The organism is Lacticaseibacillus suibinensis, assembly GCF_003946175.1.
Taxonomy (GTDB): Bacteria; Bacillota; Bacilli; order Lactobacillales; family Lactobacillaceae; genus Lacticaseibacillus; species Lacticaseibacillus suibinensis.
This window is the reverse complement of the sequence record NZ_RHOK01000027.1, coordinates 1-24,666: the sequence shown is the minus strand read 5'-3', so window position 1 is coordinate 24,666 and position 24,666 is coordinate 1. Positions and strand designations below refer to the sequence as shown.

Sequence of the window (24,666 nt, the reverse complement as noted above, 5' to 3'; positions counted from 1 at the left end):
CAAGCAGTCCAATCCGCACTGAACCATCGTCCCAGACGTATTCTGAACTATCTTCGCCCATGCGATTACTACCGATGCATGGCGTAACAGCCTAGACCACTATCAAGAATTCGTTATCATCGTTGCACTTGACTTGAAAATTGAGGAAGAGTTAAAACTCAAACGTACCGCATTTTTCTTAAAATCTTGGTCGTAGCGATTGCGTGAATAGGTCATTTTGAGGACTCCTTTCGGATAAATCAATTCTCTTATGTTTCTGTCCGAAATTCTAGTACAGACCCCTCCAAAGCGGCACGCTGAATTGACGCGCAACGCTTGAAGAGTGTTGCCAAAAGTCCGTGCTAATCACATACTCACTCGGGTCTGGCAGGTTGTAGTCCATGACGGCGACATGAATACTTTGATTGAACACCTTAGTTTCGGGTTCGAAAGCCGTGCGTTTGTAGACCGTGACGGTGACCGAAAAACCAGGTTTTTCGTAGTCCTTGGGTACGTTTAGCTCAGCCCAAAGGCCGGCTGGATACCGTTGCTGGCGCTGACCTTGGTGTTGGGGTAGCGGTCGGTGACGTACTGCGGATCGGAGTAGTAGTCGAAAACCAAGGTGATGGGATTGCCGAAGAACGGTAGCATGGTTTGCTTGCGAAACTCGCCGGCTTCAAAATGCTTGTCGCGCGATGGATTTTCGGCTGAGCCAACGTCTTTGATGTTTTCCATCAGAGAGAGGCGGAACTTGTTGAGCTTCGCCACATCGAGGTCATCGTAGGTGCGCTCGTTGTCTGTTACCATCCAAAAGTACAGGTCAGAGAAGAAGATGGCGGTGGGCTGACGAACCAGGGTTTCGCGCTGCAGATCTCTGGCGTAAGTGAACTGCAGCATTTTTCGTTTCTGAATGGCCTCGGTGATGGTGGCGATTTTGTCGAGGGTATCCGCGGTGCGAGGCACGCCGTGATAGGCAACGAGGTCACTCTTAATCATAGCTTCAACGCGTTTGGCATCGCGGGCCATGTCTGTGAGTTGGGCGATTAGGTCAGTCATCTCAGGCTTGGATAGGCTGCGGCTGGCCAGCAAGACCTGGCACATGGCCATGATTTGTTTGTCGTTGAGCTTGGTTGGATGGGTCTGATGGAGCACATATGTACCTTTGGGTTGATCCGGAATGGTCAGTTCCTTGGCGAGATTGGTGTCGGCGATGGCGGCTTTGATGTGCATCAGGTCACGCTGAATGGCTTTCGGACTGATTTGGAATTCGTCGGTTAAGGCTTGCTTGCTGAGTGTTTGGCCGGCGAAGAGGCGCAGGAAGATGGTTAAGGTGCGTTCCTGGCTGGGCGTTTTGGGTGTGGTGGTTTCTTGATTAGGCATGGCGCTACCTCCATGAATCATAAGTGATGACTCAATTTTAGCTTAATAGATGGTCATATAGTGTCCACGTTTAAGCTGAGTGTCGTCCTTGGCACAAAAAAACACCTCTTTTTTTAGAGAGGTGTTTAGACTAGCCATCTGGATGGTAGCTAGTCGAGAACACGTGCCCGTGGCATCTCCGCGCTACCGGAGATTTTTGATGTTTTCCGCGATGGTGAGGCTAAGGCAAAAAAGTACCTCACCATATGCATGATGAGGTACCGATGAAAGGGAGAATACAGGCAATTATTGGTTGTTGATTGGAATGCCGAACCCGTAGGAACCGGCTTCCATGATGGTTCTGGAGGAGCTCTCGGCTGCCCGGTTAAAGCTTTCAGTTACTCGAGTTTCAAGAGTAAGAGAGCTATCTGTCGTGACAAAGGTTGAAGCAAATGCGGCAAAGTAGGAATCGCCTGCACCCATGGTATCTAAGGGATTCTTGACGAGACGATTGAAGCCGTCAAAGCGCTGCTTGCTAGATAGGTCGATAAAGAAAGGTGCTTCACTACCACGAGTAAACAATGCATAGGAAACGCCTGAGGTTGCACACCGGTCGATTAATCGCTGAACCTCAGTGTCTGGCTGATCGGATACTGAGAATTGGGCAATATAGAGACTAGGACATATCTGCTTCAGATAGTCATCGGTATGGTACTTGGGACCACTATCGAAGTCGTAAGAGATACGAGTGCCATTCTGGGCAAGGAGTGGGAGATACTCTTCAACGTTGGAATGGCAGCTGCTATGCACAAGCCGGGCATTTGAGAGAAAGGAGATTAGGCTACTGGTTAGTTTGGGCGTTCGACGATCACCCCGAGTTGCACTTACGAAGACACGGTCACCGTCGACAATATCGACTTTCGTGTTTTCAGTTGGCAGAGTGCTATCAAAGCGCTCCACATGTTCTAGACCAACACCGACAGCATTAAGGGAGTTGTAGAGTAAATCGCCGTCGTTGTCATTTGCGATGCTACCGACATAGTAGGAGGTGACGTTGTTTTTAAGTGCATTTACACTGAAGTTCACCGCGTTGCCGCCAGGGTATTTGATGTTTTGGTTGCGATAATAGTCGACGACATTATCACCGTAACCCACAACGTATTGGTTCATGAAGCTCACCTCTGGTTTAGTATTCAACCTTCCGGTAATAGCGGCGAAGATCGAGGGAATGGTTACGGATGGCCTCATAGTGTTTGCTTACCCGCCGCAATGCCGCCCACATAACCGGCGCTGCTACATACTGGCGATACTTATCGCTGATACCTTTGAGCTCAAAGTCTTTGGTATCGAAGACGTTGAACTTATCGGTATACTTTTGGGCGAACCGTTCAACGCGTTCGTCCAGGGCGCGGGTCGGGCCTTCTGTCTTCAAAAGGGTGACGCAGACATCCTTATCCAACAGTTCAAGAGTGCCGTGGAAGAACTCTGGAGAGGTGACGGATTTGGTCCGTAGCCACTGTGATTCTTCCAAAACACACATCGCGTATGAGTAGGTAATGCCCCACATATTGCCGCTGCCGATCCAGATTTGATAGGGGTCTTCCTTGTAGTCTTCGGCATATTTGCGCGCTTTTTCGTCAACTTGAATGCTTGCATCAACGAGCGCATCTGGCAGATTTTTGAGTTGATCAGCGAATTCCTCATAGTCATCGAACTCACCGTTAAGATGCATGATAGAGAAAATCAGGAAGTAGAGCGGCATTTCCTGAGGACGACCGTCGAGGTAATTGATGGTGTAAGTGGCCAAATCGCCGAGTGGGGTATTGTCGTGACTGACGATGGCGATGAGAGGAATACCCTCATCCTTAAGTAGTTTAGCGGCTGCCACAGTTTCCATGGTGGTGCCAGACTTGGAATAGGTAATCACCAGGGAGTGCTGGTTAAGCTGCTTGTGCCCACAGGCGATGTAGTCTGCGGCGGTCATGGAGTAGACCGGAATCTTTGACATCGTTGAAAGATAGACATCAAAGGATTGCATAATAGCAACAGAGCCACCAGAAGCAATCAGAAAGATGTTATCGATGCCGTTGTCAAAAGCCTTACGTGCGATTTCTTCAACCTGGGGCCGAATGCTATAGATCAGGCTCCCTTTTTTTCTCATATCATCTGCGTCGAAATTAAGCATTTAAATCAACCTTTCTCAAAAGAAATTAAACCTTTAAAATTCCAAAGAACGCGGCAATAATGCCAAAGATAAAGATGCCGAGAAGAAGATACGACGTCTTCACGCCCTTTTTAAGTAACCAATAGATCAGGAATACCACGGCCAGAGATAGCATGTTCGGTAAGATGCTATCAAGCATGGACTGAATGGTTGTGATGGCCTTACCTTGTCCGACTTGGCCAGCAACCTTAACGCTAACCATGCTGCCGCTCATACCGCCGATAACAACCAGGCCGACAACTGTTGCAGCGTGCATCAGCGTCGCCATGATGCCGGAATTCTGGATGTTACCGAGAAGCTTAGCACCAATCTGATACCCTTTGGTGACACCAAGATATCTGAGCAAGAAGTTCGGAATGTTGAAGATCAGCAGGAAGAGAATTGGTCCCATGATATTGCCTTGAGCGGCAAAGGACGTACCAATCCCAATCGCGATAACTAAGAGGGTGCCCCAGAAGAGAGAGTCACCGATACCGGCTAGAGGCCCCATTAAAGCGGTCTTAATCGCCGTAATCCCGTGAGTGTCAAAGTCGTCATCGGTGTTGGCATTCTTTTCTTCCATCGAGGCAGCAATCCCCATGATAAACGGGGTCAGTGGCGGTGAAGAGTTGAAGAATTCAAGACTACGCTCTGCGGCTTCGGTCTTCTTTTTCTTGTCGTGCTTGTATAACTTGTTGAGCAGTGGTGCCATGGCAAATGCATAGCCCATATGCTGCTGCCGCTCAAAGTTCCAAGAGGCTTCAAGTGTGAATGAACGCCAGAAGATCTGCATTAGGTCCTTGTGGGTGACAGTTTCATGCTCTTCATTGGTTGGCTTTGGAGTGGCTTTCTCGATATCAGAAGTCGTCATCATTCGCACCTCCATCCGTGATGGCTTTGCTCATGGCTTCAATCTTGGTGTCATAGGCAGCCAGGATGACGGCAATCACCGTACCGATAATGGCAATGCCCATGATTGGGACGTGTAAGTAACTGTAGAGAACGAAGCCAATAACGAGGTAAACCAATACATTTTTCTTCAAGAGCATCTGGAGCAAGATAGCAAACCCAAGTGCTGGCATAATGCCGGCAGCGATGTTGATACCGTCTTGTACGAATTGAGGAATCGCATTCAAGATGGTCTTCATAATTGGGCTGCCAAAGTAGAAGGCTAGGGAAACGAACAATGCGCGAGGCAGAAGCTTAACTGTCACGAAAGACAGAATGTGCATTCTTGAGACGCCCTTCAGATCTGCTTTTTGAGCGTACCCGTCAGCCTTTTTTGCAAAGATTGGGATAACCAACAGCGTTAACACGTTGTCAACAATGAGGAAGAGCGCTGCGATTGGAAACGCCAGGGTTAATGCGAAACCGGCACCTTTACCAGTCATGAGAGCAAAAGCGGCGCCAAGAATCCCGCCGGAAATAATGTCAGGTGGCCTCGCGGCACCAATCGTAATGGCCCCAACGAAGGCCAATTCAAGGACGCCGCCAATAATAATGCCTGCTCTGATGTCACCGAAAATTAGACCTACGAAGACTGATGTCACAATCGGGCGAGAGATGTTGCTTGTCCCGGTCCACCAGTCTAAAGGAACTAAGAAGGTGAGCAATCCGAGTAAGAAGGCTTGTAAACCGATACCCATATGTGGTTCCTCCTTTTAGACGTGACTTGTCAGTATCGACTTAGTGTCTGTCGGTACCTGCTGAGTAAAAACTGAAATGCCTTGATCAATCATTTGATTGACATACTGTTTCTCTTCGGTCGTTAAGTAGACCGATTTGGTCAGCTGGGTACTGCCCGGTTTTTGAGCAACGCCCCCGAGATTAACCTCGGTAATAATCTTGCAGCGTGAAGCGAGTTCGGCGGCAGCTTGGACCGTCTTGGCGACAATGAACAGATGATATTTATCTGTCTTTCCTGAGTTGATGGCCTCGACCGAGTCATCAAGGTTTTTGATGACGACTTTGACACCGGTCGGCGCCGCCATCTTCAGCGTTGTCTTTTGGATTGGATCATTAACGACGGCATCGTCAGGAATAAGAATTGCGTCGGCATTCAGTGATGCCGTCCAACTTAGCGCAACCTGACCGTGGATGAGCCGATGATCAACACGCAGCATAGCGAGCATAGAAACACCTCCTAACTATTTAAATTTTGAAATTAACGTGCTTATCAGTGTAATGGCTTTATTAGAGATCAGGTAAGCGGTTACAATTAATTTCAAGTCGAGCGTATCAGCGAGAAATAGGGGTGTCAACACGGAAATGACCATATTAAGAATTTACTTAACCCTTAGAAGACACTTTATGGTACGGCGATATTTGTCATAAATTGACCCAAAATAATGTAGATTGTTACTGTTATGGTTGCATTTATTAGCCAAATAGCGGTATTCTCGCAGTGGATGGGAAACTTAGTCATTGAACTAGAATTGCTTCAAAAATAAATTTAAAAAATAAAGGAATGTACGTCTTTTAAGGGTGTACAGTTTAGACTATGAGATACGGATATGTTCACACAAATAGCGATTCAGCAGTTGAGAATGCAAAAAACGAGTTGCTAAAATTCTCCCCCGACAAAATTTGGGTCGAAGCGAGTGCGTCGAAGTTGCGTCCGGTCATGGCTAACCTGATCCTGGAACTGAGTGGTCAAGACGTGATTGTCGTGGCGAGTATGAAGCAAATCTCCTCTAAACTTGACGAGATGGAAAGTACACTTGATCAGATTGTCCGAAGAGGCGCGGCATTATTGATTATGGATATGCCAGTTTTTCTGGAGGCTAGCGATTTTTCCAGGCTTTATGATTTAACGCGAGCGGTTGATCAGAGCTTGCAGCTAGTTCTGGAGGGACGCGCCTCAATCAAGAAGAGGCGGCAACGAGCTGGAATTGAGAGTGCCAAGAAGCGCGGTGTCTATACTGGCAAACACATCGAGTATGGGCCAGACTCAAGGGATCGGCATAAGCGCTATGTGTACGAACGGGCCAGTTACATGCTCAAAGAAAATAAAATATCCAAGGCTCAGATTGCCCGTGAGCTGAACATCTCGAGAACAACGGTGTATCGAATTGATAAGGAGCTCCGTGCTCAGCTTAGAGATGAGCCAGAAGAAAAGTACAATCCTGGTAGTGTACAGGCGCCAGTGCACAATAATAAGTCGGCGGATGTGGAAGCCGCTAATAAAGAACTGATGGAACGAATCCCAGAAGTATTGAAGATCATGAGAAATATTTGACTACATACCACAAGCAAGAACAATCAGGTTGCAGGCCGGACTTCTGCAAATACATCAAATAGTGCCCTATTTAGACAGCTAAATTTGTCTAAGTAGGGCACTCTTTGTTCGAACTATGGGCGAAGGATAGGCGCCGAAGTGCGTAGAAATTCTGCTTCACGTCTTGAAAATATGACTCAGCCGCCGAATACTTTTGCTTGATCGGCGGGAAGATTGTTGTAGATGACGTCTTGCACGTCACCGCTGTCATCGGTACGGTCCGCTGTAAAAACTGCGTAAGCATGACTCAGGTCATAGTTCTTACCATCCAAGGAGAAGCCCATGCTCAGGCGATTCGAACGGGTTTCGGTGATATCGACGATGTTTTTGCCAGTTTGAAAATTCTTGGTGAGGATGACATTTGCTGGCACGATTAAAAAGGCGACATAGCGATACTGTTGGGTCTCGGTCGTGTTTGGATAGTTACTTTCTGTTTTAACGTCTAAGACAATGCTGCCATCATCGTGCTGGTGAATCGCCAGCATTTTGAAGTTGATGTCGGACTCGCCAGCAGCGGTAAACTGCCCATCACCGCGCTTAAAATCGAGCGTGACACCTGCAACATCCTCGATATAGTTGCCGCTAAGCTTCGAATAGCTAGAGAATTCCGTTGTTTCATCGGTCACGCCGGCAGCAGCACTCGATTTGGCGGTGCTACTTTGCGATTTGCTTGAGGTGCTCGATTTTTGTGACGTGCTGGTCGCGTTCTTGCTGGTCTGAGGTTGGGTGGTGGGGATAAAGCTGCGCACCAAAAAGAAGGCGATGACCGCAACCAGAATCATACCGAGGCCTAACCAGATATAGGAGTAGCTCCGTTGCCGGCGATTTTTCATTGTTTTTCCCTCCAAGATAACAACTTAATTATACTGCAAGTTCTGTTATTAAATATTTTGAGTTTTAGGGTGTTATGGGCCACTAGAATGCAGGATAATTAGGCAGGGCAAGGAGGAGTCACAATGAGACAGAGTAGAAAACAGAACCGGATGCAGCATGGTACACCAATCAAGCGTGTTCTTTTTAGTGTTCTCGGATTGGTCGCCGCTGCTGGTGCGGGCGTTGTGTTGGCCTTCGTGGTGCCCAGTCAGACCACCAGCAAGACTAGCGCACCTGATACGGCCGAGGTGAAGTCTGCTAAAACGAAAGCCAAGACTAGTAGTAGGACGGCAAGCAGCGCTGCCAGTGGTGAGACCAGATTCGTTGGCGTCACTCAGACGGGGCGGAACCGGGCGCAGTCGAAGGCGTTTATCGAAGACTCCGGGCTGGATGACACCGGGTTTACGAAAGTCGAATTTCCAGATGGGATGATGGGTAACCGGTTTCGCGTCGATTCCGATACCCAAGAATACGCGCAACTGGAATTTCGATATAACCGGTTAATCAGTTGGGGCATGGATGGTATCCAGGTCTCATACGGATATAATGGTGCCAAGCGGCCTGCCGCTGATTAGCATATGTTTGATGAGCCCGACACCATCAGTGCGACTGGTGAGGCTAGGCAAAAGGTCTGGATGGCCGTGAGTGTGTCGCCTAGTTGGCAGGGCATCAAGGATATGGTTAACATTCGCGGTTGGTATCAGAGCGCCGGTGATGGTACCTTTTACTACGTTAATACTCAGACCGTTGCCGGCCAAAAGATTGAGGTGTTGACACAAGGTGCCGGTGCGCAAGCATGGACCGATACACATTGGTTTCGATCGCTCCCCCTGGTTAAAGCGAATGCAAGCGCCCATTTCGATTCGGATATTGACCGACCGACTGATTGAATCGGCATAGCCGAAAGAGAGCGTCAGCTTCTCCGCAATTCTGCGGTGATAGCTGACGCTCTTTTTTACGGGGTGACTAGCTTATTTGTAGCGCTAGCACCAGCTTAATTCTTTTCTTCAGCAAGCAGTTTTTGGTCGTACATGCGGAAGAAGGGATAATAGATGGCAATAGAGATTGCGAGGTTAATGAAGGCAAGGATGACGGCTGGAATGTTGCCGCCGGTACCAAGCCAAGCGCCGACGCCGACAGGTAGAACCCAAGCAATCGCCGTGTTGACGACACCAACAATGCCAATTTTGATGGCGAAGTAGGCTAAGCTGGCCGATACGATTGGGTTGACTAAGAACGGAATGATCAAATACGGGTTGTATACGATTGGGGCGCCAAAGATGATAGGCTCATTGATGTTAAAGATGGCCGGAATGATAGCGGTGTGGCCAAGAATTTTAAGCTGTTTGGATTTGGCAGCGAAGTTCATCAAGAGAGCCAGGCCTAAGGTGCCACCAGCGCCCCCAAGGAAGACCCACATGTTGATGAAGTCGCCGGCGAAGATGTTGTGGGAGCCGTTGATGTTTTCGGTCAGGGCCACTAGCAAGATGGGGTTAATGAAAGAGTTCTTGATAATTGCGGTGCCGTGAACGCCAACAATCCATAGGAGGTGGATCAGCAGTAGGATAATCACCATGCCGAGCCAAGATCCGGTCAAGTACTTAACGAAGCCAAATGGAGCAGACAACAGGGCGTGGATATCGGTGCCCAAGAAGCCAAGGATTGAGACGATAATAATCACGATAAACGCAACCAGAACCAACGGAATCAGGGAAGCAAAAGAGCGACTGACCCCAGCTGGAACACCCTCGGGCATTTTGATGGTGAGATCGCGATTAACACAAAAGCGATAGACCTGAACAGCCAAGATACCCATGATGATGGAGATAAAGATCCCAACACCACCGAAACGTGTAATCCAGCCGTTAGCGAGGGCTAAGCCGTTGACCGAGCCAGTGTTTTCGACGACTTTAGTTGAGACCCCGACTGCGGCCCCATTTTTCCAGATGATTGATGGAATAGTCATGAGGAATGCAAAGAGGGACAAGATGGAACCAGTGAAGGCGTTCAGCTTTTCTTCGCCAGCTTTACGATATTCTTCGATGTAATAATAGCCAATCGCTAATGAGTAGTAGACGGCAATCGTGCCGAGTGCCATCGTGTTACCGATTGAATAGAAGGCCGAGAAACGAAGAAGCGTGTTTTGAAAAAAAGTTGCCGCAAACGGGAAGATGGTCGGCAGATTGTTGAGAATTAAGAAAATTGAGGCCACGATGGTGAATGGAACTGCAGCCAGACTGGCGTTCATAATTCCCCGAACTACTTTTGTGTTTGCGACTTTGTTAAGCGGGGGTAGGAGCCGCTTTTCAAGAAAGCCAAAGAATTTGTTCATTATCGATTACTCCTCTCTTTAATGACGCGTTGGAACCAATAATAGCTGTCTTTGGGATAGCGTTTCATTTCCTTCGGGTCATCGTCAGTACGATCAACGTAGATAAAGCCATACCGCTTGCGAATGCCTTCGTGCACGCTAATCAGGTCGATGGAAGACCAAGGTAAGTAGCCTTGAACTTCGACCCCGTTAGCTTTAGCAGCATCGACAGCGGCTAGGTGCTGCTGAAGGTACTCAATGCGGTATTGATCGTGAATCTTGTTATCATCAGTCAGTTCGTCGTAGGCACCGAGGCCATTTTCCGTGATGATAATCGGGAGACCGTAACGATCATTGGTTTGCTCAAGTGAGGTCTGAAGTCCCAGGGGGTCAACGGTCCAGTTAAAGGCATTCTTTTTCAGATAAGGATTGGTGATGCCTTTGTAAAAGTTAGGCTCATAGACGTCTTCCGATTGTTGATCAGATACCCCGGCAGAACGTGCCTCGCCGGCCTGAGGGAAGCTAACCGTGGCGGTTGTGTAGTAGTTGAATCCGATGAAGTCTGGACGATTTTCCGCTACGAGGGACTCGTGTTCTGGCAGGATGTTTAGGTCGATACCTAATTGTGCGAGATGTGCCTTAAATACTGGGTTTAATTGGCATCTTACAGAGAAATCCAGGTACGCCCAATTGCGAATGGCGTTAAAGTCTAAGGCGGCGCGCACGTCTTCTGGCTTAGAACTTAAAGGATAGACATACGAGATATTTGGGACGGGACCAATTTTGCCTTCTGGAACGAGTTCGTGACATTGTTGAAAGGCGTACTTTTCGGCAATCATCATATTATAATAAGACTTATAGCGACCTTCGTTGGTGTCGTGAAAGCCCAGTATCTTCGTATCGGCTAATAACATGATATTGGGTTCATTGATCGTCAGCCAGTACTTAACCCGGTCGCCAAAGTGTTCAAAGAGAACGCGCGTGTACTGGCGATAAGCCTCAATCGTGGCCGGATTATGCCAGCCGCCTGCTTGCTGAAGCGTATCTGGCAAATCGAAGTGATAGGTTGTGACGATGGGTGTAATATCAAGCGCCAGCATCGCGTTAATCACTTTATCATAGTGGTTGAGACCTCGCTGATTGACGGAGCCGTCTTGGTTCATGATGCGGGTCCAAGCAAACGAGATGCGCAGTGCGTTGGCGTTCATCTTAGCGAGCATCTGAAAGTCTTCGTCAAAGTGATGATAATGATCGACGGCGATGCTGAAGTCTGCAATGGAATGGTCATTGCGCGGCCGGGTATCTTGAACCGAAGGCTGTTTGCCATCGATGTCGATGGCGCCTTCGGTCTGATGGGCCGATAATGAAGCACCCCAGAAAAATGGTTGATTTAACATGTTATCCTCCTGACTTGATTGCGCTTTCAGTATACGAGGGAAGTTGCCATTTTTTACAAAGTCAAACATAAGTGACTACATATGATTAATTCGGATTGGAGAACTTAATGAGAACAACAGAAAGCGACGTGATTGATCGCCGGCAGCGTGAGCTAGCTTTTTTGAAGCAACATGTTCATACCACAACCAATGAGATGGCGAGTGAGTTTGACGTTTCATTGATGACTGTCAACCGGGACTTGCACATGTTTATCAAGAAGGGCTTGGTACTACACGACTATGGCGATGTGGTTTGGATTGGTGATGCCATGCCTAGTAGCCAGATTAGCCAGCAAAGAATGGAAGTGCTAGAGAACACGCTAAAGCAGGCTGCTGGCGGTAGTGGTCGAGTTTTAGTTAGTACCAGCCCGTTAACGGAGGCGTTGACGCATGAGCTGGCTGATCGGGGTTTTCACGTCATGACGAATCAGCTGGTCTTGCCGCAGGAAGGGGCGGACCATCTGAATCAGATTCCTGTGCTTACGGGCGGGCAGCTGAATCGATTTGATGACTGGCTGAGTTTTTATGGCAACACAGCCGTTCAATCAATTAAACACTTCGATGCCGATTTGGCACTGATATACGCCACTGGCTTCTCCAAGCGTTTATTAACGACCAATACGTTGTACGAGTCGGTTATAGCGCGCACGATGCTCGAAAATGCTCAGAAGACCATCGTTTTCCTGGCCGATAATGCTGAGGATTACGAGGCGACTTCGATGATTGTGAAGCGCGAACGGCTGGGCCGAGTGCAGGTTATATCCTAGAACGCGTCGTATCGAGACCCATTTAAAAGCGCCCGCCAAGCATTAGTCTTTTGACTAACGATTGGCGGGCGTTTTATGGCCATGCGTCAAGGTAGTTGAGCGTTTCGGTATGTGAGTGGGTAGTGCTTAGTCTGGGTGGTAGCTGGTTGAGAACGCATGGCCATGTGAAGCATCAAAAGTGATATCGGTTCCTGGATGAACTAGATGGTGCGTGTCGCGGTACTCAATCGACAAATTGGTATGCGCCTTGAGGTCCTTCAGCACCTGCCCATACAGCGCCGGATTGTGCGGCATCTCCAGTAAGTCATCCGAGTAGTGCAGCTTAGTGCCGTGCTTATAGCTCTGCAGGAAGAACAGGTACTCATCGAGAAAGTGATTATCGACGATGAGGATGTGATACCGCCACCCATATTTACGCAGAAACTTCTCGTCAAATTTGGCGATGAGCTGTTTAGATTGTCTGATCATGGCGCGCCTCCTACTTGGCGTGTCCGCCGACGAGGCCGGAGCGCGCGATGGCGGTGCCGCCGTCAAGCTTGGAAGAAGCTGGGAAAATAGCGGTGTAGCCAAGTTTAGCGCGGATTTTGTCGAGGGTGAGCGCTAGTTGGTCCTTGGCCTCGTCCTGCTCAGCGGTTTCAAAAATCGAGAGCTGAGCAGTTTCGGGTTTTGAGACTTTTGACACGCGCACGGCGACGTGGCGCAGCGGCTCGCCGGCCCAGTGTTGCTCGAACAAGTAGCGCACGGCGCGGCTGATGGCGTTAGTGCGGTCAGTGGGCTCAATCTGCACCTGGGCGCCCCAGTGGGTTTTGCCTTCCGTATTCGGCTCAGAAAAACCGACCCCGATTGCGACCACTGCTGCCACCACACCGGCCTTGCGCAGGCGAGTCGCAACTTGCCCGGCGATTTCACTTAGGACCGTCTCGCAGTCCCGTAGCGTGGTGTAATCGCGCATCAGGACCTGGCTGTTGCCGAAGCCGTGAGTGGTGGTGTGCGGCGTATAGCGGCGCGAGATGACGCTGTAATCGATGCCCCAGGCGTGATAATACAAGGCGTCGCCGAGCACGCCAAAAACGTGTTCCAGCTTGGACAGCGGCGTGTGCGCCAGGTCGCGCAGGGTGTAGATGCCCATGCGCATCAGTTTCTCGGCGGTTTTGCTACCAATGGACCAAAAATCCGTCAGCTGGTCGATTTTCCAGAGTTTGTTCGGCACGTCCGCGTAGCCCCAGCTGGCCTGCCACGGCGGCGCGACCTTGGCTTCGTTATCAAGCGCGAGTTTCGCCAGGAGTGGATTTTGGCCGATACCCACGGTGGTGATGATGCCAGTCGCCGCGAAGACTTTATCTTGGATGGCGGTGGCGATGGCGTGATTGCCGCCAAACAGGCTGTGAGAGCGCGTGACGTCGATGAAGGACTCATCAATCGAGTAGACGTACCAATCTTCGTCAGCGGCGAATTGGCGGTAAATGGCGTTGATTTTGTAGTTAATCTCGATATACAGCTGCATGTGCGGGCTGCAGATTTGAATATCCATATCAGGGCGGATTTCAAAATAGCGCGTGCCAAGCTTGACGCCGTAGTTCGCCTTGGTGAGCGGTGACGCCGCCAAGATTAGCCCACCCCGCGATTCTGCACGCGACAGGACGGCGTTTTTGGCGGCCAGTGGGTACTCGCCACGGCGGATGGCTTCGACTGAGGCGTAGAAAGATTTGCAGTCGATGCACATGAGGTCGCGAGATGGCAGGCGCGTTGGGTCATCGAGTGGGGTCATGCGGACCACCAGTGCTTCGGCTCGGGTTCCGCCACGTGCCACATATCGGCCGTCTGGAGTGTCGTCAGGACGCCGGTTTCCTTGGCCATGAGCGTCACCTGGCCGCCGTCAAAGCCCACCACGGCGCCTTCGATTAGTGGCTGTCGCTGATCATCTAGGGCCGCTAGCTGCACAGCTACCGGGCGTGAATTGGTCCAGGCATGCTGCATGTGCGCCTCGATTTCGTCGGCGGTCATTTCTGGTAGCGCCGGGATTGGTTGGCCGGTTTTGGCGTTCGCGCTTAAGAAGTCCGAGTGATCGGACAAGAGCCAGCCCATCCATTTTTTCATTGTGCGGTCGGCGTAGAGCCAGCGCTCGCGCGGTACGTCATTGACGATGTAGCAATCCATCATGCACCCTTCCCTTCTGATTATTGCCTTTATTATACGAACGTATGTTTGGACTTGGCAAGGGGGAAATCTTGGGTATGCAATCTATATGTTGATTTAACAAGGATTTGGGAGGACGAATTGTCAACTCAAGTGCAACTTTTTACCCATGAAGACTTCTGATGGCGTCTTCCAGCCTAAGACCTTGCGTGGTCGATTATTCAGTTGTTCAATGTAAGTCTCAATTTCCTGGTCGCTCTGAAGGTCTAGGTCTGTGTTCTTGGGAAAGTATTCTCTAATCAGTCCGTTGGTGTTTTCGTTAGTTCCTCGTTGTTGAGGCGCGTGTGGGTCAGGAAAGAAGACCTTTGTATTCAGACGTTCTGCCAGCTCCCTGTACCGGGCAAACTCCCTTCCACGGTCAGGAGTCACTGTTCTTACTCGGTTAGCTGGTAAGGCACCAAGCAGCTCAATCACGACGTCTCTAACAGTGTCAGCTTTTGCGTTGGCCGTTCGCTTCGAAAGCAGATAGCGTGATTTACGGTCAACTAATGTTACTAATGCAGAGTGTCCTGTTTTACCGCGTACTGTATCGCCTTCCCAGTGACCAAACCAGCTGCGATTTTCTGCCGACCGGGGTCGGTCGTGAATTGATGGCACGTCATTGAAGCGCCCCCGGCGTTCATTTATGGTGCCTTTGATTTTGTGGATTGAAGTCAATATTTGAGACAGATTTTAAGAGACATTCAGAACCGCGTTTACCTTCCACAGCTCAAATAAATCATTAATCGCGATTAATAACTTATTTGAACCCTGGAAAGCATTAAATCAGGCGGCCATTTGGCTCGTAAGTGTTGCAATTTCAACTTGTAAGGGGGTCTGGTAGCCCAGTGAACTATGAATTCTCTTCCTATTGTAGAAAGCATGCACATATTCAAAAAGGACGGCAGCGGCAGTTTCATAATCTTCAAAGACCGGCACTGGATAAACACATTCCTTTTTGAGGGAAGCGTGAAAGGATTCCATTGGCGCATTATCACACGGACAACCCTTACGGCTGTATGAGTGGCGGATATGTAGTCTAGGTGTAAAGTTTCTCTCGGTTAGGTCCGAGTCAGAAGGATAAATTGACAAAAGAAGACCGCTTGTCCTCTAATTGAGCTACCACACAAAATCAGAGAGAAGCGATCTTCCATGTCCTCAATTGTAGCAATTGTCCTTGAAGCTTTAAAGTCCAATGACTCCATTATCAGTGCTGAAAGTCAAATGATGACCGAGCTCAGCCAGTTGGTCTGTGCCGGCGTAGCTCAGGCTTGTGAGCAACTTGATGATGATTTGTGCCTTGGTCATAAGGATTACAGAATCATTCACAAGGATCAGCGGCACATCACTGCCATGTTCGGTGATGTCGTGTTTAAGCGGCGCTTGGTGAAAGATGACAGTGGCCGGCTCTTTCACCCGTTTGACGAAAAGGTTGGCTTAGCTACGGGTCGCCGCTTCACACCAATGATCATGGCTAAGGTCGCCGAACTAGCCTCGTTGACTGTGATGCGGACAACCGCGAAGGCCGTTGATCTTCTAACGCCATTCTCGATGTCAGCGATGACCGTGGATAACTTAGTGCGCGAGGCTGGACAAGAGCTAGACACGGTACGTGAAGCCGAGGCCAAGTACGTCACGGTGGAGGTAGACCGGCGAGCAGTACCGCAACTGTTCATCGAAGGCGATGCCTTTGAGGTGAAGCTGAAGCATGGCACTCAGGTAATGGTTCATCGCGTCCAAATCAGTGAAGGCGTGATGCAGTCAGGCAAGCGGCACCAGTTGATCAACCGGCATAGCATCACCGGGCTGTCGCACGAGAAGGTCTTTGATGAAGCCAGGTCATACATCGACCAGCACTACGATTTGCGCGAGACCTGCGTCCTGACCGGCAGTGATAATGGGTCTGGTTATAGTCCTAAGGCGTTCAAGGAGTTGGTCCCGGGCGCCGCTAGGTGGGCGCACGTGCTAGACGGCTACCACCTGAATCGCAAGCTCAAGGAGCGGTTCAGCATGATGCCACGTGATCTGCAAGACCTACTCCGCAAGTCAGTTTGGACTGGCAACAAGGCCAGAACAGAGATAGTCTTGGATACCGCGGAAAGCATGGTTCAAGACACCGATTCAGGGGACTCAATGCGCAGTGAATGGCTCGATAATCTCACCAAGCTTCGGCGCTATCTTGACCGAAATTGGCCTTACATCGAGGCACTTTCGAATCGACAATTGGATCGGTGTGGACTTGGAAGCTGTGAGTCTAACCATAGACGGTATACGTATCGGACCAAGCTGCAGGGCCGTTCATGGACAAGAAGTGGTCTGATCGCAGAGTTGAGGATCATTGACGCGCTGCAGAACGATGATTACCTCAGCAGTCTGGAAGCTACGGCGTTTCTGGAAACGCAAATCAAGCCAGAAGTGAAGACCACGCTTCGGAGCCTTCAGCTGTTTGGGCCAGCGCCCACAACGCACCAGGGTGCTTATCAGGGACGTATAGCGCTGTACGCAAGTACTAGTTCGGGCACTGGTCACCTAGCACACATCTTCAACTGAACCCACTCAGTAGGCCAGGATGACCGGAGCAGGAATGGCGTCAGGGGTGACGTCTGTGTTGGCGATTTGTCGCCTACACAGAGGCCGAGCTTTGAGACTCGCAAAGCGAGGCTCAAAGTCGTGCCCACCCCGTTCCACGCCAATTCCTGTGGGGGTCGTCCTGGCCGGCAGTCGAGCAAAAAAGAATAGTTCAATTAGTGGAACCGAGAAAGACTTGACACATACATATGTAGTTCAGTTAAACGTTGATTGTAATTATCGCTGGTATACTGTGATCCTAAATCCGTATGGATAATCAGATCCCCAGTAATGGTTCGATTTTTAACCGCGCTTTCAAGGGTCTTTAAGACTAAATCAGTATCCATCTTTTTTGAGAACGAATAGCCGATAATCCGTCGTGAGTGCAAGTCCATGATGGTTGATAAGTAACACCAGCCATTACGCTTCGTTTGAATATAGGTCATATCAGCGGTCCATTTTTGATTTAAACCAGTGGTCGAGAAATCCTGCTTAAGCAAGTTGGGACGCTGTTCAACCCTGGTTTTGGAAGCCGAAGCCGCTTTCTACTTATTGACGGTAACGGAGTGGATATCCAGTTCCTTCATGAGCCGGGAGATACGTCGTGGACTGCACCGAAGCTGCAGTGGTTGAAGTTCCAGATTCAATTCATGGTGGATCTTCATAACACCGTATCGCTGCTTAAATTCCGCAAAGATCCGCAGAATCCGTTGTTTCAAGTCCGCATCTTCGGCCCGGCGTTTTGAAGGTTTGGGGGATCGATAACGATAATACTGAGCTCTGGAAACACCGAGGATTCGGCACATCTTGGTTACCTGGTGGTGATGGCTTTCTTGGTGAATGTAATCAAAGATATTGGTTACTTCTGCGCAAGGAAGCCCATGGCTTTTTTTAGGATTTCGTTCTCCTCAGACAGCGAAGCCAGTCGCTTTTCCATCGCTTTGATTTCGTCTGGCGATTTACCGGATTGAGTTTTGGCCTGGCCCTGGATCCACTTATGAACTGTTGAATAGCCAATGCCATATTCTCTGGCCAGTTGGACAGCTGATTCGCCTTGCTTATATAGGTTGATAATGTTTTGTTTGAATTCTTTGTCGTAACGAGTTGGCATGTAAAAATTCCTTCCTTTTGAGAGACGATTTATTCATTATACCCTCTCTTAAAAGTTGTCTCAGGAATCAGCTTACATCCAATATGCTGCCCGGAACTCCGGGCTCAGGTCTAAGCAATTGGCGACCAGATTTGCAGTTGTTTCGTAATAGCCAGCGCTGGTGTTGGTGCATTGAGTGGGATAATGACCGCGCCTTTAACATACTGATTAATCTGTTTTGCAAGTTCAGTCAGCGGCGCTGTCACCTTGGCCTGGTAGTTATCGCCAAAGACAACCTGCGCGATGGCATCCGCAGATTTGCCTAGGTCGACGGCATAGTCTTGAAACAGGTCGCCATAGTCAGGCTCGGTTGGATTAAACTTGGTGCGGCCGACCACAATCACCTCGTTGGCTTGCCCGGTCTCAATCCAAACATAATGATTGAGACCATCCTGATCCTTGGTTAGATTGGCGAAATCTGTCACCCTGAAAGCGTCAGGCGTCAGGTCGTTGATGGCGAACATGCGGTCATACGCAATGATGGCTTGGCTAGCTGGCGGCAAATCTGCCAATAGCCAGGTTGCCAGGTCCTTGCCTTGCAACCGAGCTAACAGCTGCGCCAGTGAACCAATCGATTTTACCGGTGATGCCATCTGTCTCCTCCTTGGGTGGTAGCGGTGTATACTCTGTGGCTTGTGTATTACAGAGTACAATAATACCGGAATACTTTAATACAATAATACAATTACGGAGGGTGGTTGCTAAGCCTTGTCGCGCTTGGTCGCGACGCCATTGATGATGTCGTAGGTGCGTTGCTGATCTGGGCGCAGTGATTCCAGTTTTTGGGTGATGAGCTGGTCCAGAAGTGTGTTCACCGTGTCAGCTTCACCGAGTGTCACCAGCGAATTCAGGGCGTTGCGAGTCGTTACCGAGATGCGAATGGAGGTCGTTTTTTCGGCTGGCTTCTTTTTCGGGGCTGCCGTTTCCTTGACGCTTTGGATGATAGCTTCGCGGTCGACCTGGTTTTCGACCTCGACCCCGCCTGGCGTGTGGCGCAAGAGTGATTTGCCGTTCTTTTGAGCCGGCTTTTTTTCAAGCATTCCCATGACTAATTCGCCTCCAGACGCTGAATCATTTCCTCGGCGACAGCTTTGTAGGCGTTGTGCGCCTTCTTGTCCCACATGTCCTTCGGGTTGTCGGTGATGCCCGTCATGTCGTAGCGTTTGATGCGCGACTGAATGAGGATGTGGTGTTCGAAGATGTTCTCGGTGCCAAATTCGTCAATGGCGGCCTGTAGCACGGCTTCGTCGACTGGCGCCCGACGTTCGGTTAGGACTGGCAAGATGCCGAGAATATCAAGTGGCGCGTTGTAGCGGTCAATCATGAAGGATTGCATGTACTTCACGAACTGTTCAGCCCCAGTTAACGCGCGTTCTTGGGTTTGCAGCACAACAATCAGCTGATCGCAGGCGTAAAACGCGGTGTCGTTGGTTGGCTGCAGGGTTGGCGGCACGTCGATGAAGATGAAGTCGTAAGCGTCGCGCAGCGAGTCAACGTAGGGCCGGAACGAGGTCACCTGCTCTTTTTCCGTTGGATACTTTGATGTAAGAAAGTTACCATAGATGGAAAAGTCGACGGCGTTCGGCACCAAGTCGAGGTTGTCGCTGATGGAAATCATGATGTCTTTGAGCGGCTTGTCCTCGGTGATGGCAGTCATCAGTGAAGTTTTGATGGTTGCCGGCATGTCATTGTGCAGGCTCGCGTAGGTTTTGATCATCAGCGCAGTCAGGTTGGCTTGCGGGTCGAAGTCAATCATGCAGACTTTGTGCCCGGCTTTGGCGAGGCTCCAAGCCACGAGTGCTGTGGTTGATGTCTTGCCGACGCCGCCCTTGAAGTTCGCAAAGGATAAGACGGTAGCAGTCATTTGGTTATTACCTCCGTTTTTGTATTCTGTAATACATCCAAGGAGATTATACCATGGCCGCTGTTACTTGGGCGCTTGAGTTCAAACTGTATTCTGTAATACATGTATTCTGTAATACAATAATACATTATCTGAGGACATCAGTGAAAGATATTGTTGGAAATCAGAATCCCTATTTGACGGTCTCGGTGCGTATTCAGTTTTGTATTAAAGTATTCCAGAATACATTAATACTTGTAGTATTGTATTCTGCGTCACCGAGAATACATGTATTCGATAATACAGGAATCCCTAGACTATTGCGTTATAGCGCCGATTCCCAGATACTAATATGTGAATGAAGACACAAAAAAACACCACCGACGGCAATCGGTAGCGCCCACAAATATAGTTATCAAGTTATTGTCATTTTAACCCCGTTCGGGATCGATGGCAAGGGTGCGCGGTGTTTTCTGTTTTTTGCGTACACTCTTCGCCCAAGGGCCCAGTATACGCAAAAGCGGTACTGGGCCTTTGTTGTATCTCAACAACGGGAGCGAGTAGGATGCGCAAGACAGATGCAGCCGATGCAATCAAGACAATTCTAGGCGAAACCTTATCTACCCGACGCTACAAGCGTTCAGCGTTGGTGGCAGATGGTATGGCCCGCAAAAGCGGGGCGGTTTTTGTGTGCTGGAGTAAGGACTTGCTGCGAGCGGCGCAAGGGGTCGTGATGACCTCGCAGGAGGCCGTACTGGATGCCGATGGCGCTTCACACTGGACGCCTAATGTTTTTCGCTATGGTACTTACGAGCGGCGAGGGGCGAAGTTTGGCACCATTCGTGGGCACGTGGAAAAGAATCTCAAGGCAATTACCACATTTGTCGTTGATGTTGATTATCCCGCCGGTGAAAAGCCTGATTACGCTGATTTTGATAGCAGCTGCTTTACCATTCGGCATGGCGCGGTGTTGTTTGAGCCGACCTACATTTTGTCGACCCCACATGGTTATCAGGCGTACTACGTGATGGCGGCGCCGGTTTGGATCCGTCGCAGTGGAGATGGTCGCTACCCGGCACTGGCATCGGCAAAACACGTCTCACAGGCGATTCGCGCAGCAGTGGCGGCCCAGAATCCTTATACTGATACCGGAGCCAATGATTTTGGCTTCTTTCGGCTACCATTGAGTGACAACCTGGTCGAAGTCGATGAGGATGCCCGGCCAGCGTTTGCTGTGCTGCAGGCCTGGTCGATGTCCGTTGAGGGGCAACAGCAGACTAAGCCAACGAAGCTAGTGAGTGATCAGGTACATACACAATGGTTTGAGGCACTGACTCAGGCCCAGGTGCCATGCGCGCAGGGGAGCGGTTACGGGCGCAACAATACGCTTTTGACGCTATGCCTGGCCCAGTACGCTTCTGGCGTATCTGAAGCGGAAGCATTCGACTATGCTGATCAGTGGTCAAGTTTTCAGCGGCAGCCGCTGCGCGACAGTGAAGTGCGAGCCATCGTGCGGTCAGCCTATTCTGGACGGTATCAAGGTGCGAACATGAGCTATGTGCGGGAATTGTGCGAGCGCTATGTGCCTGGCACCGTGATTAAGAGCGGGGCACAGGCGTGGTCGCATTTTCGTAAGCCACGTGCCCAGCGGCAGTATTCCCATCAACAGGAGTGGGCCCAGGATCTGCTGCGGCTTGCTGAACGGTCGACTGACCGCGTGCTTGGGCATGCGCGGTTTACTTATTTGCAGCTGCAGCAAGCGCTCGGCATCAGCCGGCAGTCCTTAGTGCGGCTCTTGAACGCGTTGGCTAAGCGAGCGCAGATGAGCATTCGCCGGGTGCGGGGGCGCAATGGCGGCGTTTATTTGGCAACGGCGCGGATGATTGCAAAGTACGTACAGAGCGAGAAGGGGACTGTGCAGCGTGAGCCAGAGCAACCTTCGCCGCAAGCTGAGTCGGTTCAGATGACCTTACAGATTATTGGGATTTTTGATGGAGCTATGCGCCATATTAAATGGTCTCATTCGCCAATACATATATCTAGTTAAGCAGTGTTCTCCTTCTCTCGCTGCAGGTTGATTGCGTCTCTTTTGAGCATTGTCTTTGTGTGGTTGGTTTTCATGTTGTTCGTTGTTATTATTAGATTGTCAATAGCGGTTTGAAAATGCAGGATTATGGCGGTTAAAAATGTAGGTTTTTGGCGCTTACCCACCACTTCGTAGTCGATAGGATTTGCCAGTGATCTTAATCACGTGGGCATGGTGCACTAATCGATCGAGAATGGCGGCCGTTACGGTGGGATTTTGAAAGATGTCTACCCAGGTAGAGAGTTCACTGTTGCTCGTAATGATAGTCGAATGCTGCTCATATCTGGCATTGATCACTTGGAACAGGAGATTGGCCTCGTCGTGATCGATTGGCAGATAGCCGATTTCATCAATGATCAGTAAGTCATACCTGGCAAACTGGTGAATGGCCCTGTCCAGAGTCCCTTTTTGATATGACGTCGTGAGCCGTAGAAGTAGGTCATGACAGTTGACGAACAATGTCCGCTTATTTTGCTTACAGGCCTCAATACCGATGCTGATGGCAAGATGAGTCTTACCAACTCCCGGACTACCTATAAAAATCAGGTTTTCGTGTTTCTCTAGAAACGCGAGGTCTTTGAAACCTTTGATTTCTTGAGGATTGATACTCGGCTGAAAGGCAAAGTCGAATTCCTTTAACGTTTTCTCTTGGGGAAATCTGGCGCGTTCAATCACGCGACCAATCTGCCGGCTTTCCCGCCAGGTCAATTCTCTCTCAGTTAGATCAAGCAATGCCTCAGTAAAAGAGAGTTGCTGCGAATTGATTTGGTCAATGTATTCTGGCAAATAGGCATTCATCTTACTCAAGCCAAGCTCATCGAGGTTATTCAGTACTGCTTGAAAATTACTTGTCATGGCGGCCTCACACTTCGTCATACTGACTTAGATGTTCAGTAATGTACGCTTCGATGTCCTTGTCGCTCCGACCCTTCAGTAAATCAGAACGAAGGATCTCCATCCGATCATGCTCATTATAATTAAACTGATGAGTGGTGATGTCGTGCGCCCGAATCATTTCTCCGTTATACTTAATTTGGATACGGCGCTCATCATTGGTCAGCTCAACGTCAACTGTGCGACCGATGTAGCGTGGATCTACCGAGTACTTACATTTGCGAAAGACCACCATTGATTCCTTCGACACGACACGGCGAATGCCTTCTTCGAAGAAGGGCTCAAGTAGACCGTCTGGTAGCTGATGCAGGTACTCTTTTTCTTCGTCTTGCCACTTGTACAGTGGAACTTCGTTGGTGGCCTGTGAGACCTCATGGTTCAACTCCTCACAGAAATCGTCAACGAGGTTGATTAGCTCGACACCGTCCGTGAATTCGTAATTATAGACGCGCAAGCGTTCAGTGGTGCGCGCCAGTGCCTCGACAACTCCCTTTGTTTGGGGGCGGAATGGCCGACAGGCGATTGGCTTATAACCAGCATCCTGACTAAACTGACGAAACCGTTCATTGAAAACTGGATGTCCAAACGAAGATTTTGTGTGATCGACGACTTGTTTCATGTTGTCAAACCAAATCTCCGTCGGGACACCGCCCGTGTGCACAAACGCGTCTTCTAGACACTCGAACAACGTGTCTTGGCTACGTTCAAATATCAACGTCATGTATTTCAGCTTGGAGTACGGTAACACATAAAGAAAGATGTTGAATCGATAGGGTGTGCCATCGCTGCTGTACAAGGTCATCTCTTCTTTTCAGTCTACCTGGCCGGAAAGGCCTGGCGTGTGCTCAACTCGAATAGTTGCCTTTTGGATCCGTTGCTTGCGAACTTTGCTGCAGTAGTCTCGCACAATAGTGTAGTGGCCCTGAAAGCCTTTCTTCTTGATGAAGAGAAAAATCGACATGGCTGAGCAGTGTAGTTCTAACTTAGCGTTGATCACGTCACGGTAGTCATCAAGCAAACTAGGACGCTGCTGAACGTGAACGCCGAGAATTGAATCATCACGAGCTTCTTCAAAGGCACGCTTAGCGGTCCGATAATCTACGTTGTACTGGCGAGCTAAGGCGGCATAATTTGGCTTTATATCGTCGTTCATATATTGTTTCACTCCTTGGCGAATATCATGTCTCATCGTGTTGAACCTCCTTGGTTACGATGAGAAACATGGTATCAAAAAATGTAGGAAAACCGACAATTCTGCATTGCCACTTTCCTACATTTTATGACCGCCATTTACAGCAAGTAACTGTACGTGTCATCTTTGATCTCAGTGGCGCTGGTAATAACAACCCACAGAAGCAAGACATCATCTATCGCCTCAACTTCAAGGACAACAAAATCACGGAATGGAGTGAATATGTGTACGCCCAGATGGAACCCGGAGTGCCACTGAACCAGCAGTAGAAGGGAGGCAAAACATTGAGTGCCTTTAGTTCATCAATCACAATGAGACCAACTAACCGGGCAGAAAAAAAGTTCATTTATCTCTTAGTTGGGATCATTACCATCGTGGCCGCTGCTTTCGCAGTGGCCTTTTTATTTCCCTCAATTTTCAAGTCAAGTGCAACGATGATAACGAATTCTTGATAGTGGTCTAGGCTGTTACGCCATGCATCGGTAGTAATCGCATGGGCGAAGATAGTTCAGAATACGTCTGGGACGATGGTTCAGTGCGGATTGGACTGCTT

27 protein-coding genes and 2 pseudogenes are annotated in these 24,666 nt (G+C 49.5%); 7 read left to right on the top strand and 22 right to left on the bottom strand.

Annotated elements, in window-relative coordinates; genetic code table 11:
• Positions 1-495: 495 nt before the first annotated feature.
• The 6 genes from EKM90_RS11300 to EKM90_RS11275 all read right to left on the bottom strand — a co-directional run bounded on the left by EKM90_RS11300 (position 496) and on the right by EKM90_RS11275 (position 5,673).
• On the bottom strand, positions 496-1,359 hold the full coding sequence (locus EKM90_RS11300; protein ID WP_164507968.1) for a helix-turn-helix transcriptional regulator: 864 nt from the start codon (positions 1,357-1,359) through the stop codon (positions 496-498).
• 285 nt (positions 1,360-1,644) lie between these two features.
• On the bottom strand, positions 1,645-2,508 hold the full coding sequence (locus EKM90_RS11295) for a PfkB family carbohydrate kinase (protein ID WP_164507967.1): 864 nt from the start codon (positions 2,506-2,508) through the stop codon (positions 1,645-1,647).
• Between the two features lie 16 nt (positions 2,509-2,524).
• Positions 2,525-3,499 carry an SIS domain-containing protein gene (locus tag EKM90_RS11290; RefSeq protein ID WP_225422850.1) on the bottom strand — a complete coding sequence of 325 codons (975 nt, stop codon included), beginning with the start codon at positions 3,497-3,499 and terminating at the stop codon, positions 2,525-2,527.
• Positions 3,500-3,548: 49 nt separating this feature from the next.
• Positions 3,549-4,412 (bottom strand): PTS system mannose/fructose/sorbose family transporter subunit IID, encoded by an 864-nt coding sequence (locus EKM90_RS11285; RefSeq protein WP_125582707.1) that lies wholly within the window; start codon positions 4,410-4,412, stop codon positions 3,549-3,551.
• On the bottom strand, positions 4,399-5,187 hold the full coding sequence (locus EKM90_RS11280; protein ID WP_125582705.1) for a PTS mannose/fructose/sorbose/N-acetylgalactosamine transporter subunit IIC: 789 nt from the start codon (positions 5,185-5,187) through the stop codon (positions 4,399-4,401). The genes EKM90_RS11285 and EKM90_RS11280 overlap by 14 nt, the downstream gene beginning before the upstream one ends.
• A 15-nt stretch (positions 5,188-5,202) precedes the next feature.
• Positions 5,203-5,673 carry a PTS sugar transporter subunit IIB gene (locus EKM90_RS11275; protein ID WP_125582703.1) on the bottom strand — a complete coding sequence of 157 codons (471 nt, stop codon included), beginning with the start codon at positions 5,671-5,673 and terminating at the stop codon, positions 5,203-5,205.
• A gap of 368 nt (positions 5,674-6,041) precedes the next feature.
• On the opposite strand from EKM90_RS11275, the gene EKM90_RS11270 reads away from it, so the two are divergent.
• Positions 6,042-6,779 (top strand): helix-turn-helix domain-containing protein, encoded by a 738-nt coding sequence (locus tag EKM90_RS11270; RefSeq protein ID WP_125582701.1) that lies wholly within the window; start codon positions 6,042-6,044, stop codon positions 6,777-6,779.
• Positions 6,780-6,955: 176 nt separating this feature from the next.
• Here the strand turns inward: EKM90_RS11270 and EKM90_RS11265 are convergent, their stop codons facing one another.
• Positions 6,956-7,651 carry a hypothetical protein gene (locus tag EKM90_RS11265; protein WP_125582699.1) on the bottom strand — a complete coding sequence of 232 codons (696 nt, stop codon included), beginning with the start codon at positions 7,649-7,651 and terminating at the stop codon, positions 6,956-6,958.
• A 123-nt stretch (positions 7,652-7,774) separates the two neighbouring features.
• Between EKM90_RS11265 and EKM90_RS11260 the strand changes: the two genes are divergently transcribed.
• A complete protein-coding gene (locus tag EKM90_RS11260) occupies positions 7,775-8,266 on the top strand; it encodes a hypothetical protein (protein WP_125582697.1) in 492 nt (163 codons plus the stop codon).
• Between the two features lie 3 nt (positions 8,267-8,269).
• On the top strand, positions 8,270-8,581 hold the full coding sequence (locus EKM90_RS12925) for a hypothetical protein (protein WP_164507966.1): 312 nt from the start codon (positions 8,270-8,272) through the stop codon (positions 8,579-8,581).
• Positions 8,582-8,685: 104 nt separating this feature from the next.
• Here EKM90_RS12925 and EKM90_RS11255 read toward each other — a convergent pair whose 3' ends face one another.
• On the bottom strand, positions 8,686-10,023 hold the full coding sequence (locus EKM90_RS11255) for a PTS transporter subunit EIIC (RefSeq protein ID WP_125582695.1): 1,338 nt from the start codon (positions 10,021-10,023) through the stop codon (positions 8,686-8,688).
• Positions 10,023-11,399, bottom strand: coding sequence for a glycoside hydrolase family 1 protein (locus tag EKM90_RS11250; RefSeq protein WP_125582693.1), 1,377 nt, complete (start codon positions 11,397-11,399; stop codon positions 10,023-10,025). The genes EKM90_RS11255 and EKM90_RS11250 overlap by 1 nt, the downstream gene beginning before the upstream one ends.
• A 95-nt stretch (positions 11,400-11,494) precedes the next feature.
• On the opposite strand from EKM90_RS11250, the gene EKM90_RS11245 reads away from it, so the two are divergent.
• Entirely contained in the window at positions 11,495-12,205 is a 711-nt protein-coding gene (locus EKM90_RS11245) for a DeoR family transcriptional regulator (RefSeq protein WP_164507965.1), read from the top strand.
• 126 nt (positions 12,206-12,331) lie between these two features.
• Here EKM90_RS11245 and EKM90_RS11240 read toward each other — a convergent pair whose 3' ends face one another.
• From EKM90_RS11240 to EKM90_RS13265, 5 genes and pseudogenes are all read right to left on the bottom strand, one after another.
• Positions 12,332-12,673, bottom strand: a complete 342-nt coding sequence (locus tag EKM90_RS11240) for a hypothetical protein (protein WP_125582688.1) — start codon at positions 12,671-12,673, stop codon at positions 12,332-12,334.
• A 10-nt stretch (positions 12,674-12,683) separates the two neighbouring features.
• Positions 12,684-13,973, bottom strand: a complete 1,290-nt coding sequence (locus EKM90_RS11235; RefSeq protein ID WP_225422849.1) for a Y-family DNA polymerase — start codon at positions 13,971-13,973, stop codon at positions 12,684-12,686.
• The gene (locus EKM90_RS11230) at positions 13,970-14,365 is read right to left on the bottom strand and encodes a DNA-directed RNA polymerase subunit beta (RefSeq protein ID WP_125582686.1); all 396 of its coding nucleotides are present in this window, start codon (positions 14,363-14,365) and stop codon (positions 13,970-13,972) included. The genes EKM90_RS11235 and EKM90_RS11230 overlap by 4 nt, the downstream gene beginning before the upstream one ends.
• 120 nt (positions 14,366-14,485) lie before the next feature.
• Positions 14,486-15,043 (bottom strand): annotated as a pseudogene (locus EKM90_RS11225) (IS30 family transposase); the annotation flags it as partial.
• A gap of 123 nt (positions 15,044-15,166) precedes the next feature.
• Positions 15,167-15,472, bottom strand: a complete 306-nt coding sequence (locus EKM90_RS13265) for an integrase core domain-containing protein (RefSeq protein ID WP_404819946.1) — start codon at positions 15,470-15,472, stop codon at positions 15,167-15,169.
• Positions 15,473-15,532: 60 nt separating this feature from the next.
• On the opposite strand from EKM90_RS13265, the gene EKM90_RS11215 reads away from it, so the two are divergent.
• Complete coding sequence (locus EKM90_RS11215) at positions 15,533-16,930, top strand: ISLre2-like element ISLca4 family transposase (RefSeq protein WP_125582684.1); 1,398 nt, start codon at positions 15,533-15,535, stop codon at positions 16,928-16,930.
• Between the two features lie 194 nt (positions 16,931-17,124).
• Here EKM90_RS11215 and EKM90_RS13260 read toward each other — a convergent pair whose 3' ends face one another.
• The 6 genes from EKM90_RS13260 to EKM90_RS11190 all read right to left on the bottom strand — a co-directional run bounded on the left by EKM90_RS13260 (position 17,125) and on the right by EKM90_RS11190 (position 19,962).
• Entirely contained in the window at positions 17,125-17,448 is a 324-nt protein-coding gene (locus EKM90_RS13260) for a DDE-type integrase/transposase/recombinase (protein ID WP_125582682.1), read from the bottom strand.
• Between the two features lie 45 nt (positions 17,449-17,493).
• Entirely contained in the window at positions 17,494-17,754 is a 261-nt protein-coding gene (locus EKM90_RS13255; protein WP_404819945.1) for an IS3 family transposase, read from the bottom strand.
• A 53-nt stretch (positions 17,755-17,807) separates the two neighbouring features.
• Entirely contained in the window at positions 17,808-18,059 is a 252-nt protein-coding gene (locus tag EKM90_RS13145) for a transposase (RefSeq protein ID WP_263852875.1), read from the bottom strand.
• A gap of 110 nt (positions 18,060-18,169) precedes the next feature.
• Entirely contained in the window at positions 18,170-18,691 is a 522-nt protein-coding gene (locus tag EKM90_RS11200; RefSeq protein WP_125582680.1) for a hypothetical protein, read from the bottom strand.
• Positions 18,692-18,799: 108 nt separating this feature from the next.
• Complete coding sequence (locus EKM90_RS11195) at positions 18,800-19,144, bottom strand: DUF5388 domain-containing protein (protein WP_125582678.1); 345 nt, start codon at positions 19,142-19,144, stop codon at positions 18,800-18,802.
• A gap of 2 nt (positions 19,145-19,146) precedes the next feature.
• Complete coding sequence (locus EKM90_RS11190) at positions 19,147-19,962, bottom strand: ParA family protein (RefSeq protein WP_125582676.1); 816 nt, start codon at positions 19,960-19,962, stop codon at positions 19,147-19,149.
• A gap of 544 nt (positions 19,963-20,506) precedes the next feature.
• Here EKM90_RS11190 and EKM90_RS11185 point away from each other — a divergent pair.
• Positions 20,507-21,988 carry a primase C-terminal domain-containing protein gene (locus EKM90_RS11185; RefSeq protein ID WP_125582674.1) on the top strand — a complete coding sequence of 494 codons (1,482 nt, stop codon included), beginning with the start codon at positions 20,507-20,509 and terminating at the stop codon, positions 21,986-21,988.
• Between the two features lie 156 nt (positions 21,989-22,144).
• Here the strand turns inward: EKM90_RS11185 and istB are convergent, their stop codons facing one another.
• Together istB and istA are read right to left on the bottom strand one after the other, a co-directional pair.
• Positions 22,145-22,882, bottom strand: coding sequence for an IS21-like element helper ATPase IstB (gene istB / locus EKM90_RS11180; RefSeq protein WP_005688200.1), 738 nt, complete (start codon positions 22,880-22,882; stop codon positions 22,145-22,147).
• 7 nt (positions 22,883-22,889) lie between these two features.
• Positions 22,890-24,110: pseudogene (istA, locus tag EKM90_RS11175) on the bottom strand (IS21 family transposase).
• A 32-nt stretch (positions 24,111-24,142) separates the two neighbouring features.
• Here istA and EKM90_RS11170 point away from each other — a divergent pair.
• Positions 24,143-24,382 carry a hypothetical protein gene (locus tag EKM90_RS11170; RefSeq protein WP_125582672.1) on the top strand — a complete coding sequence of 80 codons (240 nt, stop codon included), beginning with the start codon at positions 24,143-24,145 and terminating at the stop codon, positions 24,380-24,382.
• The last annotated feature ends 284 nt before the right edge of the window (positions 24,383-24,666 follow it).